Origin of the sequence: Streptomyces sp. Ag109_G2-15, assembly GCF_900215565.1 — a bacterium.
In the GTDB taxonomy this organism is placed as follows: Bacteria; Actinomycetota; Actinomycetes; order Streptomycetales; family Streptomycetaceae; genus Streptomyces; species Streptomyces diastatochromogenes.
This window is the reverse complement of record NZ_OCNI01000001.1, coordinates 1,010,245-1,025,515: the sequence shown is the minus strand read 5'-3', so window position 1 is coordinate 1,025,515 and position 15,271 is coordinate 1,010,245. Positions and strand designations below refer to the sequence as shown.

Genomic DNA, 15,271 nt, shown 5'->3' with positions numbered 1-15,271 from the left:
GCGGTCCCGGGTGGGGCGGTGACCGCGGGGGATGGCCGGAGCGGGCCATCCTAGGCCCGGAACAGCACCCCTGACCAGGGCTTCCGGGTACGTATACGGCACCTGTGCACACGGCACGAGGGCGGGGACCCGAGGGGACGTCTTCGGCATTGTCAGTGCCGTGGTGTGCAATGGATCTCGTGCCCGCACTGGAAGAACCACTGAAGAAGGTGCTCGGCCCCGCCACCGCGAAGGTGATGGCCGAGCACCTCGGCCTGCACACCGTCGGCGACCTCCTGCACCACTACCCGCGCAGATACGAGGAGCGCGGCCAGCTCACCCACCTCGCCGACCTCCCCATGGACGAGCACGTCACGGTGGTCGCCCAGGTCGCCGACGCCCGCCTGCACACCTTCGCCTCCGCCAAGGCCCCGCGCGGCAAGGGCCAGCGCCTCGAAGTGACGATCACGGACGGCAGCGGCCGGCTCCAACTGGTCTTCTTCGGCAACGGCGTTCACAAGCCCCACAAGGAGCTGCTGCCGGGCACGCGCGCGATGTTCGCGGGCAAGGTCTCCGTCTTCAACCGCCGTCTCCAACTCGCCCACCCCGCCTACGAGTTGCTGCGCGGCGACAGTGACGAGAGCGTCGAGACCTGGGCCGGCGCCCTGATCCCCATCTACCCGGCCACCGCCAAGCTGGAGTCCTGGAAGATCGGCAAGGCCGTCCAGACGGTGCTGCCCAGCGCCCAGGAGGCCCTCGACCCGCTGCCGCCGGGCCTCCGGGAGGGGCGGGGCCTGGTCACCCTCCCCGAGGCGCTCCTCAAGATCCACCGCCCGCACACCAAGGCCGACATCGCCGACGCCCGCTCCCGCCTGAAGTGGGACGAGGCCTTCGTCCTCCAGGTCGCCCTGGCCCGCCGCCGCTACGCCGACACCCAACTCCCGGCGGTGCCGCGCAGCCCGAAGCCCGACGGCATCCTCACGGCCTTCGACGACCGCCTGCCCTTCACCCTCACCGAGGGCCAGCAGAAGGTCTCCAAGGAGATCTTCGACGACCTGGCGACCGAGCATCCGATGCACCGGCTGCTCCAGGGGGAGGTCGGTTCGGGCAAGACCATGGTCGCCCTCCGCGCCATGCTCGCCGTGGTGGACGCCGGCGGCCAGGCCGCGATGCTCGCGCCCACCGAGGTCCTCGCCCAGCAGCACCACCGGTCGGTCGTCGAGATGATGGGCGAGCTGGCCGAGGGCGGCATGCTGGGCGGCGCCGAGCACGCCACCAAGATCGTGCTGCTCACCGGTTCCATGGGCGCGGCCGCCCGCCGTCAGGCCCTGCTGGACCTCGTCACCGGCGAGGCGGGGATCGTGATCGGCACGCATGCCCTGATCGAGGACAAGGTCCAGTTCCACGACCTCGGCCTGGTGGTCGTCGACGAACAGCACCGCTTCGGCGTCGAGCAGCGCGACGCCCTGCGCGGCAAGGGCAAGCAGCCCCCGCACCTGCTCGTCATGACAGCCACCCCCATCCCGCGCACGGTCGCGATGACCGTCTTCGGCGACCTGGAGACCTCCGTCCTGGACCAGCTCCCGGCCGGCCGCTCCCCGATCGCCACTCACGTCGTCCCCGCCGCCGACAAACCGCACTTCCTGGCCCGCGCCTGGGAGCGGGTGCGCGAGGAGGTGGGCAACGGCCATCAGGCGTACGTCGTCTGCCCTCGGATCGGAGACGACATCGACGAGGCGGCCGACCCCAAGAAGGCGAAGAAGTCCCCCGAGGACGAGGCCGAGAAGCGCCCGCCCCTCGCCGTCCTCGACGTGGCCGACCAGCTCGCCAAGGGCCCCCTCCAGGGCCTCGGGGTCGAGGTCCTCCACGGCCGTATGCACCCCGACGACAAGGACGCGGTCATGCGCCGCTTCGCCGCCGGCGAGACCGACGTCCTGGTGGCCACCACGGTCATCGAGGTCGGCGTCAACGTCCCCAACGCCACCGCCATGGTGATCATGGACGCCGACCGCTTCGGCGTCTCCCAGCTCCACCAGCTCCGCGGCCGCGTGGGCCGAGGCTCGGCCCCCGGCCTGTGCCTCCTGGTCACCGAGATGCCCGAGGCCAGCGCGGCCCGTCAGCGCCTGAACGCCGTGGCCTCCACCCTCGACGGCTTCGAACTCTCCCGCATCGACCTCGAACAACGCCGCGAGGGCGACGTCCTGGGCCAGGCCCAGTCCGGCGCCCGCACCAGCCTCCGCGTCCTGGCGGTCATCGAGGACGAGGAGGTCATCGCGGAGGCCAGAGAGGAGGCGGCGGAGGTCGTAGCGGCCGACCCGGAGCTGACCAACCTCCCCGCTCTGCGAACGGCCCTGGACGCCCTTGTGGACGAGGACAGGGAGCAGTACTTGGAAAAGGGGTGAAGTGGACCCACTCAGGGGCGCGGGGCTGTATCGATATGCGGCTCCGCCGCGTGGCCGCGACCAGCCACAATGAACCCGCACCGGCCGAAGGCGACCAGGCACCCACCCCCGACCGCCTGCCAAACTGAACCGTAAAGCCGCCCACGAAGAAGGACCCCGAAATGACCCGCGTGATCGCCGGCGCAGCCGGCGGACGCCGTTTGGCCGTCCCGCCAGGGACAGGCACCCGGCCGACATCCGACCGCGCACGCGAGGGCCTCTTCTCCACCTGGCAATCCCTCCTCGGCGGCCCCCTGGACGGCGAACGGGTCCTGGACCTCTACGCCGGCTCAGGCGCCGTAGGCCTTGAGGCCCTGTCCCGGGGCGCCGGCCACACCCTCCTGGTCGAGGCGGACGCCCGCGCAGCGAAGATCGTCCGCGAGAACGTGAAAAACCTGGACCTACCCGGCGCCGAGGTAAGAGCGGGCAAAGCGGAACAGGTCATCAGGACGGCACCCCCCGCAGAGCCGTACGACCTCGTCTTCCTGGATCCCCCGTACGCCGTCACTGACGACGATCTTCGGGAGATTCTGCTCACACTCCGCTCGGAGGGCTGGCTCACGGACGAAGCCCTCGTCACCGTGGAGCGCAGCACCAGAGGCGGTGAATTCCGCTGGCCGGACGGTTTCGAGGCCCTCCGGTCCCGTCGTTACGGCGAGGGAACGTTTTGGTACGGTCGCGCCGCCTCTACGTGCGAAGACGCACGATGACCGGACCGGAGAGCGAGGGATCTCAAGTGCGCCGCGCCGTCTGTCCCGGGTCGTTCGACCCGATCACCAACGGACATCTCGACATCATCGCCCGCGCTTCCCGTCTGTATGACGAGGTCTACGTCGCGGTGATGATCAACAAGTCCAAGAAGGGCCTGTTCGAGATCGACGAGCGGATCGAGCTGATCCGCGAGGTCACCGCCGAGTACGGCAACGTGATCGTCGAGGCCTTCCACGGCCTCCTCGTCGACTACTGCAAGCAGCGCGACATCCCGGCCATCGTCAAGGGCCTGCGCGCGGTCAGCGATTTCGACTACGAACTCCAGATGGCCCAGATGAACATGGGGCTCACGGGCGTCGAGACGCTGTTCGTGCCCACCAACCCCACCTACAGCTTCCTGTCCTCCTCGCTCGTCAAGGAGGTCGCGGCCTGGGGCGGAGACGTCTCCCACCTGGTGCCGCCCCAGGTTCTCGGGGCCCTGAACGAACGTCTCCGCAAGGCCTGATGGGACTAAGGCCTGATGGGACTAGAGTCGTCCCGTCCGTCTCCAACACAGCTGTAGAGAGTGGCGAGCACAGGTGGACGTCCAGAAGAAGCTCGACGAGATCGTCTCCACGGTCTCCGGCGCCCGGTCCATGCCCATGTCGGCCTCGTGCGTGATCAACCGTGCCGAGCTGCTCGCGATGCTCGAAGAGGTGCGCCAGGCCCTGCCCGGCTCCCTCGCGCAGGCGCAGGAGCTGATCGGCGACCGTGAGCAGATGGTCGAGCAGGCCCGTCAGGAGGCCGAGCGGATCATCGGGAACGCGCACGCCGAACGCGGCTCGCTGATCTCCGACACCGAGATCGCCCGCCGCTCCCAGGCCGAGGCCGACCGGATCCTCGCCGAGGCCCGCGCGGAGGCCGAGGAGGTCCGCGCCGAGGCCGACGACTACGTCGACTCCAAGCTCGCCAACTTCGAGGTCGTCCTCACCAAGACCCTCGGCTCGGTCGGCCGCGGCCGCGAGAAGCTCCTCGGCACCGGGCCCGGCCTGGACGAGAACGGCTACGAGGACGAGGACGCCCCCGAGCGCAGCCAGGACCCGGAGACCCTGCGCCACAACGCGGACGCCTACGTCGACACCAAGCTGGGCGCCTTCGAGGCGGTCCTCGCCAAGACCCTGGAGGCCGTGGGCCGCGGCCGGCAGAAGCTGCACGGCCGGATCGCCACGGACGACCTCGGCGCGCTCGCCGACGACACCACGACCTTCCAGCACTCCAGCGACGCCGACTACCTCGCCGACCTCGCGGCCATCGCCGACACCCCGGCCGAGCGCCCGGCACAGCCCCAGCAGCAGCCGCCGCAGCCGTCGTACGAGCCGCAGCCGGCCTACGGCTACCAGCAGCAGCCGGACGCGTACGCGGGCTTCCCGCAGCAGCCCGACTACGCCCAGCAGGACCCGTACGGCTACCAGCAGGCCGATCCCTACGCCTACCAGGGCTACGACGCCCAGCAGGCCGCCTATGAGCCTCAGCAGCCCCAGCAGCAGCCCCAGCCCCAGCAGGGCTACGCTCTCGACGAGACCAGCCTCTTCGACACGAGCATGATCAGTGCGGAGCAGTTGCGGGCGTACGAACAGGGCCGGGGTCTGTAGCAGGGCACCGGATTGGGCCCTGAGCGAAAGGTCCAGTATCCTGGCTCTTCGGTCGCGCGTACGTCCGCGATCAACGCTGCCCGGGAACACCGACGGGCGGCGTCCCTCCGAGTTTGAAGATCGAAAGCAGGAATGGCTCCCAACGCCCGCCTCGACCACCGCAACCCCCTCGTGTTCGACACGCACGAGCTGGGTCGGCGTCCTGGCGCGCTGCAGCGCCTGACCCGCGAGATCGACGCCCCCGTGGATCTCGGTATCCAGGGAGTCGTCGGAGTGCCGGAAGGCGCCCCGGTGGAGCTCGAACTCCGGCTCGAGTCGGTCATGGAAGGGGTGCTCGTCACAGGCACCGCCCGTGCACAGGCCGAGGGGGAGTGCGTAAGGTGTCTGGAGCCGGTCGAGCTGGAGCTCGAAGCGGACTTCCAGGAGCTGTTCTCGTACCCTGACGCCGACGACCGGGGCCGTGTGATCGCGGAACCGGGCGACGACGCCGAGGACGACGAGGACAGGTTCTTCCTCGAGGACGGACTCTTCGACCTCGAACCTCTGCTGCGCGATGCGGTGGTGCTCGCACTGCCGATGCAGCCGGTGTGCCAGGACGACTGTCCCGGCCTGTGCTCCGAGTGCGGAGCGCGGCTCTTGGACGACCCGGACCACCACCACGACGCCGTCGACATCCGTTGGGCGGCTTTGCAGGGACTCGCCGGTTCGCTCGAACCAGGCGAGAAGGACGAGATGAGCGGCGCCGAAGCGGGCGTCGACGAGAAGCAGGAGAAGTAGCCGTGGCTGTTCCGAAGCGGAAGATGTCGCGCAGCAACACGCGCCACCGCCGGTCGCAGTGGAAGGCTGCGGTCCCCACCCTGGTTGCGTGCGAGCGCTGCCACGAGCCCAAGCAGCAGCACATTGCGTGCCCGTCTTGCGGCACCTACAACAAGCGCCAGGTCCTCGAAGTCTGAGCGGGCTGGTGAGAGGCACTGTGTCCAGTCCCAAGAAGGCGGAAGACGCCAAGGCGGACGCACCCGCCAAGAAGAAGGCGGACAACACGGCCTCGTCCCACACGCTTCTGGAAGGGCGGCTCGGCTACCAGCTCGAGTCCGCCCTTCTGGTGCGTGCGCTGACCCACCGTTCCTACGCGTACGAGAACGGCGGTCTGCCGACGAACGAGCGGCTGGAGTTCCTCGGGGACTCCGTGCTCGGCCTCGTCGTCACGGACACGCTGTACCGCACCCACCCCGACCTGCCCGAAGGCCAGCTGGCCAAGTTGCGGGCCGCGGTGGTCAACTCGCGTGCGCTGGCGGAGGTCGGCCGTGGCCTCGACCTGGGCTCCTTCATCCGGCTCGGCCGGGGTGAAGAGGGCACGGGCGGCCGGGACAAGGCGTCCATCCTCGCCGACACCCTTGAAGCGGTGATCGGTGCGGTCTATCTCGATCAGGGCCTCGACGCGGCGTCCGAGCTGGTGCACCGGCTCTTCGACCCGCTCATCGAGAAGTCCTCGAACCTCGGAGCCGGCCTGGACTGGAAGACCAGTCTCCAGGAGCTGACCGCGATCGAGGGGCTCGGCGTGCCCGAGTACCTGGTCACGGAGACCGGCCCCGACCACGAGAAGACCTTCACTGCTGCCGCCCGCGTCGGAGGCGTCTCGTACGGCACCGGCACCGGCCGCAGCAAGAAGGAGGCGGAGCAGCAGGCCGCCGAGTCCGCCTGGAGGTCCATCCGGGCCGCGGCGGACGAGCGAGCCAAGGCGGCCAAGGAGCCCGCCGAGGACGACACGTCGTCCGCGACCGCCTGACCACAAGAGCACCACCCGAGCGCCCGTCCGAAGCCTGTCTCCGGGCGGGCGCTCGGTTCATCCACCGGTCCGTACGGGGGTCCAGATGCCCGAGTTGCCCGAGGTCGAGGTCGTCCGGCGGGGCCTTGCGCGGTGGGTCGCCCATCGCACCGTCGCCGATGTCGAGGTGCTGCACCCGCGTGCCGTGCGCCGGCACATAGCGGGCGCCGACGACTTCGCGCACCGGCTCAAGGGCCACCACATCGGTACGCCCAGCCGACGCGGCAAGTACCTGTGGCTGCCGTTGGAGGAGACGAACCAGTCCGTCCTCGCCCACCTCGGGATGAGCGGACAGCTGCTGGTGCAGCCGCACGAGGCGCCGGACGAGAAGCATCTGCGTATCCGCGTCCGCTTCGCCGACTCCCTGGGCACCGAGCTGCGCTTCGTGGACCAGCGCACCTTCGGCGGTCTGTCGCTGCACGACAACACCCCCGAGGGCCTGCCCGACGTCATCGCGCACATCGCCCGCGACCCCCTCGACCCGCTGTTCGACGACGAGGCCTTCCATCTGGCCCTGCGCCGCAAGCGGTCCACCATCAAGCGGGCCCTGCTGGACCAGTCGCTGATCAGCGGTGTCGGCAACATCTACGCGGACGAGGCCCTGTGGCGCGCCCGCATCCACTACGAGCGCCCCACGGCCAACTTCACCCGCCCGGTCACGGCCGAACTGCTCGGCCACGTCCGGGACGTGATGAACGCGGCCCTGGCCGTGGGAGGCACCAGTTTCGACAGCCTGTACGTCAACGTCAACGGCGAGTCGGGCTACTTCGACCGGTCCCTGGACGCGTACGGCCGTGAGGGCCTGCCCTGCAAGCGCTGCGGCACACCCATGCGCCGCCGCCCCTGGATGAACCGGTCCAGCTACTTCTGCCCGAAGTGTCAGAGGGCGCCGCGCGTCTCGTCGTAACGCGCACGGGACGCGAGGACGTCGTCCATCGAGCCCTCCACGCAGTGGATGAGGGCGAGCAGCCGCTCGGCGACCTGGCGGCCCAGGGGAGTCAGGTCGTAGTCCACGCGGGGCGGGTTGGTCGGCTGGGCCTCGCGGTGCACCAGGCCGTCGCGCTCCAGTGCGTGCAGGGTCTGGGACAGCATCTTCTCGCTCACGCCGTCGACGCGGCGGCGCAGTTCGTTGAAGCGCAGCGAGCCCTCGTACAGCGCGCCGAGCGTCAGCCCGCCCCAGCGGCCCGTGACGTGCTCCAGCGTGCCGCGCGACGGGCAGGCCTTGGCGAACACGTTGTACGCGAGGTCGTCCTCTGGGGTGAGCTGCTGAGTGCTGTCCATATCACAAGCGTACTCCAGGGCAGCGCTACCCACTAGGTTGCACTAACTAGAAGTTAGTGCTTTCCTGTGGTCACTGCTTCCGAGCTGCCCCTTCGAGGAGATACCTATGACCACCCCTGTCGTTTCCATCGCCTACCACTCCGGTTACGGCCACACCGCCGTGCTCGCCGAAGCCGTCCGAGCCGGTGCCGCCGAGGCCGGTGCCGAGGTGCACCTGATCAAGGTGGACGAGATCACCGACGAGCAGTGGGAGACCCTGGACCGCTCCGACGCGATCGTCTTCGGCTCGCCCACCTACATGGGCACCGCCTCCGGCGCCTTCCACGTCTTCGCCGAGGCGTCCTCCAAGCGCTGGTTCGGGCAGGACTGGAAGGACAAGCTGGCGGCCGGCTTCACCAACTCCGGCTCCAAGAGCGGCGACAAGCTGCACACCCTGCAGTTCTTCCAGATCCTCGCCGCCCAGCACGGCATGCACTGGGTCAACCTCGGCCTGCACCCCGGCTGGAACAACAGCGAGGGCTCCGAGCACGACCTCAACCGCCTCGGCGTCTTCGCCGGCGCGGCCGCCCAGACCAACGTGGACGAGGGCCCGGACGCCGTGCACAAGGCCGACGTGGCCACGGCCGAGCACCTGGGCCGCCGGGTGACGGAGACGGCGAAGGTGTTCGCGCTGGGCCGCGCCGCCGCGTGACCGCGGCCGCGGCCGAAGGGCTGCTGTCTCAGTAGCCGAAGTCCTGCGTCCACCAGGGGCCGCCCGGCCCGAGGTGCACGCCGACGCCGAGGGTCTTGAAGTCGCAGTTCAGGATGTTGGCGCGGTGGCCGGGGCTGGCCATCCAGGCCTCCATCACGGCGGCCGCGTCCGCCTGGCCGCGGGCTATGTTCTCGCCGCCGAGGTCGGTGATGCCCGCCTTCGCCGCCCGGTCCCACGGGGTGGCCCCGTCCGGGTCGGTGTGGTCGAAGAAGTTCCGCGCGGCCATGTCGTCGCTGAACGCCTCGGCCAGCTTGGTCAGCGAGGAGTTCGCCGCCAGCGCGCTGCACCCGACCTTCGCCCGCTCCTCGTTGACGAGCTTCAGCACCTGCGCCTCGGTGGCGGCCTGCGTCGACACCGTCACCGGGGCGGAGGACGCCGTCGGCGCCTTGGTCGCCTTGCGCGACGGGGTGGTCTTCGGCTTGGCGGCCGTGGCGGCCGGCTTCGGCTTCTGCGACGGCTTCTGCGACGGCTGCTTCGTCGGGGTGGCGGAGGCCGAGGCGGACTCGGAGGCGGAGGCGGAGGCGGAGGGTGAGGCGGAGGCGGAAGCCGAGGCGGACGGGGTCGGCGATGTCGCGGGCCGGGTCTCGCGGCTCGGGGCCGGGCTGTCCGCGCTGCCCGAGGTGCCGCCCTGCTCGGTGGCCGTGTTGCTGGGGGAGTCCGCGGCCTGTATTCGGTCGCCGCCGGTGGTGTGCGTACTGCCGCCCAGCTGGTAGTTCTGCAGCCCGGGCACCACACCTGTGGCCACCGCGACCGTGCCGAGGGCGACGGCGGCCGAGACCCCGAGCAGGCCGGTGCGCACCGGCTTCGCGACCCTCTTCTTGTGCCGGTGGCCACGGGACGGACCGCCGGCCGGAGTGAAGCCGCCCCCGCCGGAGGCGGCCGACGACGACTCGTCGCCCGTCGCGTACAGGTAGGCCGTGCTCCTGGCGTTGGTCTCGGCGTACGCCTCCGGGTTCAGGTACGGCGCGATGCCCATGGGGGCGCGGTCACCCGCGTACGAGTTCTGCGGGTCTTCGCCGCCCGTGACGGAGCGGTTCGTGTGGGTGACCCCCGTGGCGCGGCCCGTGGCGGCGCGGCCGGCGGCGGAGCGTCGGTGGCGTCCCATGTCCTTGCCCTCTTCCTCGTCTCGCGGGGTCGACCCGGCGCCCGGCGCCGTGGTGGCGATTGACCTCCGGTCAACCCGACTCACTCGATCGAGTGAGTTTCATATGAGATGTATTGGGTCGGGACGGTACCCCATACGGGTGAGGGGGGAAGTGTTCCGAGCGACTTTGGCCCGTTAGGTTGCACCCATGAGCGAGGATGTTCGACTGGTTGCCTGGGTCCGAGGACGCGTCCAAGGTGTGGGTTTTCGCTGGTTCACGCGGGCCAAGGCGCTGGAGATCGGTGGTCTGAGTGGTTTTGCTCTCAATTTGGGCGACGGCCGCGTCCAAGTGGTCGCGGAAGGGCCGCGGCCGGGTTGCGAGGGACTGCTGGACTGGCTGGGGGGCGGCGACACGCCCGGGCGCGTGGACGGTGTCACCGAGATCTGGGACACACCCCGTGGCGGCTATGACGGCTTCGCCATCCGCTGAACCGATTCTGTAAAGAGCCGCAGGCCGGCCCGCGGCGATCTGCCCCGGGCACATGCCCGAAGCAGAAATGGGCTGGTGGTTGCCAAGAAGAGCGTGGCATGGCAGGCTCCACCGATACAGCTGATCGTCACGCCCTGAGGGCCCCGCAGGAGCAGCAGCGCCGCCGTTCGAAGGCCGCGCGCCCCGGGTCTGCCCGCCAATACAGGGCGTGATCGTGTTGACCGTCAAACTTTTTGGTGAGACGCTGAAAGCCCCGCGCACCTTAGCTGTTTGGCATGTAAGAACGGCAGAGCAACACTCGAGTGTGTCAAGCACCGCGGGTGCGAATCCCTCACGACCCACACCGCATCGGTCGGTCACTCAGTGTGGAGGACCATCCATCATGGCAAAGGCGCTTCTCGGTTACGTCGGCGGCTCCGACCCTCGACTCCTCGCCGAGATGCGACGGCTGCAGCAGCGTGTCCAGGACCTGGAGTCCGAGCTCGGACGGATCCAGGCGGAGAACGACGCGCTGACGGCTGCCGCCTCTCAGGACAGGATCATGGAGAGCATCGACGCACACCAGGCGGAGCCTGCGCTCACCTGATCGCTGCATCAGCTCCACAACAGCAGTCGCAGCGGTTGGGCTGCCCGTATCAACCGCACAGTTGCCAGACGACTGAAACCCAGTCGTCAGATTTGCAAGGGACGCTTCGGCGTCCCTTCTTTCTTTCCCCCGCGCATCCTTTCACCTTCTTTAACGTCTGGTGTGCCCTGCATGTTCAACGGCGAAACCGTGGGACACGCACTCCCGGAAGGGAACGGGAGTTCTTGCATCGAATGTGTGACCTTTGCCGATGGCGGCCGAGCTGGGCGTCACCGTCGGTGGCTCCGGGGCGTGAGGGACCCCGCCCCCGCATTCCCGGACCGCGGACATGATCCGTGTCGCCGAATGCGGAGAGAAAGCGGGTGACCAGGGTGTCCAGCACCTGTTGCGAGTGTTCGTGGAGTGAGATAGCGGCGGAAGGTAGAGTCCAGCGGCGTGCACCTCAAGGCCCTGACCCTCCGCGGGTTCAAGTCGTTCGCCTCGGCGACCACGCTCCGGTTCGAACCGGGGATCACGTGCGTCGTCGGCCCGAACGGCTCGGGCAAGTCCAACGTCGTGGACGCGCTCAGCTGGGTCATGGGTGAGCAGGGTGCCAAGTCGCTGCGCGGCGGCAAGATGGAGGACGTCATCTTCGCCGGCACCACGGGGCGTCCACCGCTGGGCCGCGCCGAGGTGTCCCTGACCATCGACAACTCCGACGGGGCGCTGCCCATCGAGTACGCCGAGGTCACCATCACGCGGATCATGTTCCGCAACGGCGGCAGCGAGTACCAGATCAACGGCGACACCTGCCGCCTCCTGGACATCCAGGAGCTCCTCTCCGACTCCGGTATCGGCCGCGAGATGCACGTCATCGTCGGCCAGGGCCAGCTCGACAGCGTCCTGCACGCGGATCCGATGGGCCGCCGCGCCTTCATCGAAGAGGCCGCCGGTGTGCTCAAGCACCGCAAGCGCAAGGAGAAGGCGCTGCGGAAACTGGACGCGATGCAGGCCAACCTCGCGCGCGTGCAGGACCTCACCGACGAGCTGCGCCGCCAGCTGAAGCCGCTCGGCCGCCAGGCCGCGGTCGCCCGCCGGGCCGCCGTCATCCAGGCCGACCTCCGCGACGCGCGCCTGCGCCTGCTCGCCGACGACCTCGTACGCCTGCGCGACGCCCTGAAGACCGAGATCGCCGACGAAGCGGCCCTGAAGGAGCGCAAGGAAGCCGCAGAGCAGGAACTGAAGAAGGCGCTCCAGCGCGAGGCCCTGCTGGAGGACGCGGTACGGCAGCTCACACCGCGCCTCCAGCGTGCCCAGCAGACCTGGTACGAGCTGTCCCAGCTCGCCGAGCGGGTGCGGGGCACGATCTCGCTGGCCGACGCGCGGGTGAAGAGCGCCACCTCCGCACCCCCCGAGGAGCGGCGCGGCCGCGACCCCGAGGACATGGAGCGCGAGGCCGCCCGCATCCGCGAGCAGGAGGCCGAGCTGGAGGCGGCCCTGGAGGCGGCCGAGCGGGCCCTGGAGGACACGGTCGCGCACCGCGCCGAGCTGGAGCGCGAACTGGCCCTCGAGGAGCGGCGCCTGAAGGACGTGGCCCGCGCGATCGCCGACCGCCGCGAGGGCCTGGCCCGGCTCAACGGCCAGGTCAACGCGGCCCGTTCGCGCGCCGCCTCCGCCCAGTCCGAGATCGACCGGCTGGCCGCCGCCCGCGACGAGGCGCAGGAACGTGCCGTCGCCGCCCAGGAGGAGTACGAGGCGCTCAAGGCCGAGGTCGACGGCCTCGACGCCGGCGACGCGGACCTCGCCGAGCAGCACGAGGCGGCGAAACGGCAGCTCGCCGAGGCCGAGTCCGCGTTGACCGCGGCCCGCGAGGCGGCCACCGCGGCCGAACGCAGGCGCGCCGCGACCCAGGCCCGCCACGAGGCGCTGGCGCTGGGCCTCAGGCGCAAGGACGGCACCGGCATACTGCTGGGCGCCCGGGACCGCCTCACCGGACTCCTGGGCCCGGCCGCGGAACTGCTGACCGTGACCCCGGGCCACGAGGTCGCACTGGCCGCCGCCTTCGGCACGGCGGCCGACGCGATCGCCGTGACGACACCGGCATCGGCGGCCGAGGCGATCAGACTGCTGCGCAAACAGGACGGGGGCCGCGCGGCACTACTGCTGGCGGCTGCACCGGAGGAGGCAGCCCCCGCCGAAGTCCCGAGCGGGCAGGCGGCCGCGCGCTGGGTGAGTGCGAGTGGTGACGCAGGTGGACGCGGCTTGGCAGGCGGTGCCGGTGCGGGGCATCGCGCGCCGGAGGAGGCAACCTCGGCTGATGACCCGAGCGGGCAGGCTGCCGAGCGCTGGGCGAGTGCGGGCGGTCCGAGCGATGGCGCAGGCGGACACGGCCCGGCAGGCGGTACTGGTACCGGGCATGGCGCGCCGGAGACGGCCACCCCTGCTGAAGTCCCGAGCGGGCAGACGGCCGAGCACTGGGCGAGTGCGGGCGGTTCGAGCGGTGGCGCAGGCGGACACGGCCCGGCAGGCAGTACCGGCGCCGGGCATGACACGCCGCCCGCACCCACGCCGGGCGCGGCCACTGCCCCGGTGTCAGAGGCCGCCGCTTCGGGGCAGTACGCCCCGGACGCCGGCGCCCTGCGCCGCCCCCGCCCCGATGGGCACCCCTTCGCCGCCGACCTGGTCAGTGGCCCCGCGGAACTCATGCCCGCCGTGCGCCGCCTGCTGCGCGGGATCGTCGTCGTGGGCACGCTCGAGGATGCCGAGGATCTTGTCTACGCCCACCCCGAGCTGACCGCCGTCACCGCCGAAGGCGACCTGCTCGGTGCGCACTTCGCGCACGGTGGGTCCGCCGGGGCGCCCAGTCTGCTGGAAGTGCAGGCCTCCGTGGACGAGGCCGCGGCGGAGCTGGAAGAGCTGGCGGTGCGGTGCGAGCAACTCACCGAGGCGCAGCAGGCGGCGGCCGGGCGGCGTACCGAGGCCGCCGCGTTCGTGGAGGAGCTGGGGGAGCGGCGCCGGGCCGCCGACCGGGAGAAGTCGGCCGTGGCCCAGCAGCTGGGGCGGCTCGCCGGGCAGGCGCGCGGTGCCGCCGGGGAGGCCGAGCGGTCCACGGCAGCGGCGGCGCGTGCGCAGGAGGCGCTCGACAAGGCCGTACAGGATGCCGAGGAGCTGGCCGAGCGGCTGGCCGTCGCCGAGGAGATGCCGGTCGAGGAGGAGCCGGACACCTCGGTGCGGGACCGGCTCGCGGCCGACGGCGCCAACGCCCGGCAGACCGAGATGGAGGCCCGGCTCCAGGTCCGTACACACGAGGAGCGGGTCAAGGGGCTCGCCGGGCGGGCCGATTCCCTGGACCGTGCCGCCCGCGCCGAACGCGAGGCACGCGCGCGTGCCGAGCAGCGGCGGGCGCGGCTGCGGCACGAGGCGGCCGTGGCGGAAGCCGTCGCCTCCGGTGCGCGCCAGCTGCTCGCGCACGTCGAGGTGTCCCTGGCCCGCGCCGAGCGGGAGCGGGCCGCGGCCGAGGCCGCCAAGGCCGCGCGGGAGCAGGAGCTGACCGCCGCGCGCACCGCCGGCCGCGACCTCAAGGCCGAGCTGGACAAGCTCACCGACTCCGTCCACCGCGGCGAGGTGCTCGGCGCCGAGAAGCGGCTGCGGATCGAGCAGCTGGAGGCCAAGGCGCTGGAGGAGCTGGGCGTGGAGCCGGCGGGGCTCGTGTCCGAGTACGGCCCCCATCAGCTCGTACCGCCGTCCCCGCCCGCCGAGGGCGAGGAGTTGCCGGAGGACCCCGAGCACCCGCGCAACCAGCCGAGGCCCTTCGTGCGCGCCGAGCAGGAGAAGCGGCTCAAGGCCGCCGAGCGGGCGTACCAGCAGCTGGGCAAGGTCAACCCGCTGGCGCTGGAGGAGTTCGCGGCCCTGGAGGAGCGGCACAAGTTCCTCAGTGAGCAGCTGGAGGATCTGAAGAAGACCCGCGCCGACCTTCTCCAGGTGGTGAAGGAGGTGGACGAGCGCGTCGAGCAGGTCTTCACCGAGGCCTACCGGGACACGGCCCGGGAGTTCGAGGGCGTCTTCAGCCGCCTTTTCCCGGGCGGCGAGGGGCGTCTGATCCTGACCGATCCCGACAACATGCTCACCACGGGTGTGGACGTCGAGGCCCGGCCGCCGGGCAAGAAGGTCAAGCGGCTCTCCCTGCTGTCGGGCGGCGAGCGGTCGCTGACCGCGGTGGCGCTGCTGGTGTCGATCTTCAAGGCCCGGCCGAGCCCGTTCTATGTCATGGACGAGGTCGAGGCCGCCCTCGACGACACCAACCTCCAGCGGCTGATCCGGATCATGCAGGAGCTGCAGGAGGCCTCGCAGCTGATCGTGATCACGCACCAGAAGCGCACGATGGAGGTCGCGGACGCGCTCTACGGCGTCTCCATGCAGGGTGACGGCGTGTCGAAGGTCATCTCTCAGCGCCTCCGCTAGTCAACCCTGAAGATCAACTGACTCCGTCTTCACTTCTTGAACACAGAGCCCT

General features: G+C 70.6%; 13 protein-coding genes and 1 pseudogene. 12 read left to right on the top strand and 2 right to left on the bottom strand.

Going from position 1 to position 15,271, the window contains the following annotated elements; genetic code table 11:
• The first annotated feature begins 170 nt into the window (after positions 1 to 170).
• From recG to mutM, 8 genes and pseudogenes are all read left to right on the top strand, one after another.
• Positions 171 to 2,381 carry an ATP-dependent DNA helicase RecG gene (gene recG / locus CRP49_RS04200; protein WP_097252205.1) on the top strand — a complete coding sequence of 737 codons (2,211 nt, stop codon included), beginning with the start codon at positions 171 to 173 and terminating at the stop codon, positions 2,379 to 2,381.
• A gap of 158 nt (positions 2,382 to 2,539) precedes the next feature.
• Positions 2,540 to 3,130, top strand: a pseudogene (rsmD, locus tag CRP49_RS04195) (16S rRNA (guanine(966)-N(2))-methyltransferase RsmD); the annotation flags it as partial.
• Positions 3,127 to 3,636 (top strand): pantetheine-phosphate adenylyltransferase, encoded by a 510-nt coding sequence (gene coaD, locus CRP49_RS04190; RefSeq protein ID WP_094220532.1) that lies wholly within the window; start codon positions 3,127 to 3,129, stop codon positions 3,634 to 3,636. The pseudogene rsmD and the gene coaD, both read left to right, overlap by 4 nt.
• A gap of 73 nt (positions 3,637 to 3,709) precedes the next feature.
• Positions 3,710 to 4,762 carry a cell division initiation protein gene (locus tag CRP49_RS04185; protein WP_097252203.1) on the top strand — a complete coding sequence of 351 codons (1,053 nt, stop codon included), beginning with the start codon at positions 3,710 to 3,712 and terminating at the stop codon, positions 4,760 to 4,762.
• A 132-nt stretch (positions 4,763 to 4,894) separates the two neighbouring features.
• Positions 4,895 to 5,539 (top strand): DUF177 domain-containing protein, encoded by a 645-nt coding sequence (locus CRP49_RS04180; RefSeq protein ID WP_097252202.1) that lies wholly within the window; start codon positions 4,895 to 4,897, stop codon positions 5,537 to 5,539.
• Positions 5,540 to 5,541: 2 nt separating this feature from the next.
• Complete coding sequence (gene rpmF / locus CRP49_RS04175; RefSeq protein ID WP_003951102.1) at positions 5,542 to 5,715, top strand: 50S ribosomal protein L32; 174 nt, start codon at positions 5,542 to 5,544, stop codon at positions 5,713 to 5,715.
• Between the two features lie 8 nt (positions 5,716 to 5,723).
• The gene (rnc, locus tag CRP49_RS04170) at positions 5,724 to 6,548 is read left to right on the top strand and encodes a ribonuclease III (protein WP_179851491.1); all 825 of its coding nucleotides are present in this window, start codon (positions 5,724 to 5,726) and stop codon (positions 6,546 to 6,548) included.
• Between the two features lie 85 nt (positions 6,549 to 6,633).
• Complete coding sequence (gene mutM, locus CRP49_RS04165) at positions 6,634 to 7,494, top strand: bifunctional DNA-formamidopyrimidine glycosylase/DNA-(apurinic or apyrimidinic site) lyase (RefSeq protein WP_097252201.1); 861 nt, start codon at positions 6,634 to 6,636, stop codon at positions 7,492 to 7,494.
• Here mutM and CRP49_RS04160 read toward each other — a convergent pair.
• On the bottom strand, positions 7,467 to 7,868 hold the full coding sequence (locus tag CRP49_RS04160; RefSeq protein WP_097252200.1) for a helix-turn-helix domain-containing protein: 402 nt from the start codon (positions 7,866 to 7,868) through the stop codon (positions 7,467 to 7,469). The two genes, mutM and CRP49_RS04160, sit on opposite strands and share 28 nt — an antisense overlap.
• A 106-nt stretch (positions 7,869 to 7,974) precedes the next feature.
• Between CRP49_RS04160 and CRP49_RS04155 the strand changes: the two genes are divergently transcribed.
• Positions 7,975 to 8,559 carry a flavodoxin family protein gene (locus CRP49_RS04155; RefSeq protein ID WP_097252199.1) on the top strand — a complete coding sequence of 195 codons (585 nt, stop codon included), beginning with the start codon at positions 7,975 to 7,977 and terminating at the stop codon, positions 8,557 to 8,559.
• 28 nt (positions 8,560 to 8,587) lie between these two features.
• On the opposite strand, the gene CRP49_RS04150 is transcribed toward CRP49_RS04155, so the two are convergent.
• A complete protein-coding gene (locus CRP49_RS04150) occupies positions 8,588 to 9,724 on the bottom strand; it encodes a CAP domain-containing protein (RefSeq protein ID WP_097252198.1) in 1,137 nt (378 codons plus the stop codon).
• Between the two features lie 187 nt (positions 9,725 to 9,911).
• On the opposite strand from CRP49_RS04150, the gene CRP49_RS04145 reads away from it, so the two are divergent.
• The 3 genes from CRP49_RS04145 (at position 9,912) to CRP49_RS04130 (ending at position 15,219) form a co-directional block, all read left to right on the top strand.
• Entirely contained in the window at positions 9,912 to 10,193 is a 282-nt protein-coding gene (locus tag CRP49_RS04145; RefSeq protein ID WP_094220523.1) for an acylphosphatase, read from the top strand.
• Between the two features lie 382 nt (positions 10,194 to 10,575).
• On the top strand, positions 10,576 to 10,779 hold the full coding sequence (locus CRP49_RS04135) for a hypothetical protein (RefSeq protein WP_067004905.1): 204 nt from the start codon (positions 10,576 to 10,578) through the stop codon (positions 10,777 to 10,779).
• A 435-nt stretch (positions 10,780 to 11,214) separates the two neighbouring features.
• Entirely contained in the window at positions 11,215 to 15,219 is a 4,005-nt protein-coding gene (locus CRP49_RS04130) for an AAA family ATPase (protein WP_097252197.1), read from the top strand.
• Positions 15,220 to 15,271 lie beyond the last annotated feature (52 nt).

Excerpts from the sequence above, each read along its gene's own strand:
- recG (WP_097252205.1), top strand. The coding sequence starts at position 171 with ATGGATCTCGTGCCCGCACTGGAAGAACCACTGAAGAAGGTGCTCGGC.
- coaD (WP_094220532.1), top strand. The coding sequence starts at position 3,127 with ATGACCGGACCGGAGAGCGAGGGATCTCAAGTGCGCCGCGCCGTCTGT.
- CRP49_RS04180 (WP_097252202.1), top strand. The coding sequence starts at position 4,895 with ATGGCTCCCAACGCCCGCCTCGACCACCGCAACCCCCTCGTGTTCGAC.
- mutM (WP_097252201.1), top strand. The coding sequence starts at position 6,634 with ATGCCCGAGTTGCCCGAGGTCGAGGTCGTCCGGCGGGGCCTTGCGCGG.
- CRP49_RS04160 (WP_097252200.1), bottom strand. The coding sequence starts at position 7,868 with ATGGACAGCACTCAGCAGCTCACCCCAGAGGACGACCTCGCGTACAAC.
- CRP49_RS04155 (WP_097252199.1), top strand. The coding sequence starts at position 7,975 with ATGACCACCCCTGTCGTTTCCATCGCCTACCACTCCGGTTACGGCCAC.
- CRP49_RS04150 (WP_097252198.1), bottom strand. The coding sequence starts at position 9,724 with ATGGGACGCCACCGACGCTCCGCCGCCGGCCGCGCCGCCACGGGCCGC.
- CRP49_RS04145 (WP_094220523.1), top strand. The coding sequence starts at position 9,912 with ATGAGCGAGGATGTTCGACTGGTTGCCTGGGTCCGAGGACGCGTCCAA.
- CRP49_RS04135 (WP_067004905.1), top strand. The coding sequence starts at position 10,576 with ATGGCAAAGGCGCTTCTCGGTTACGTCGGCGGCTCCGACCCTCGACTC.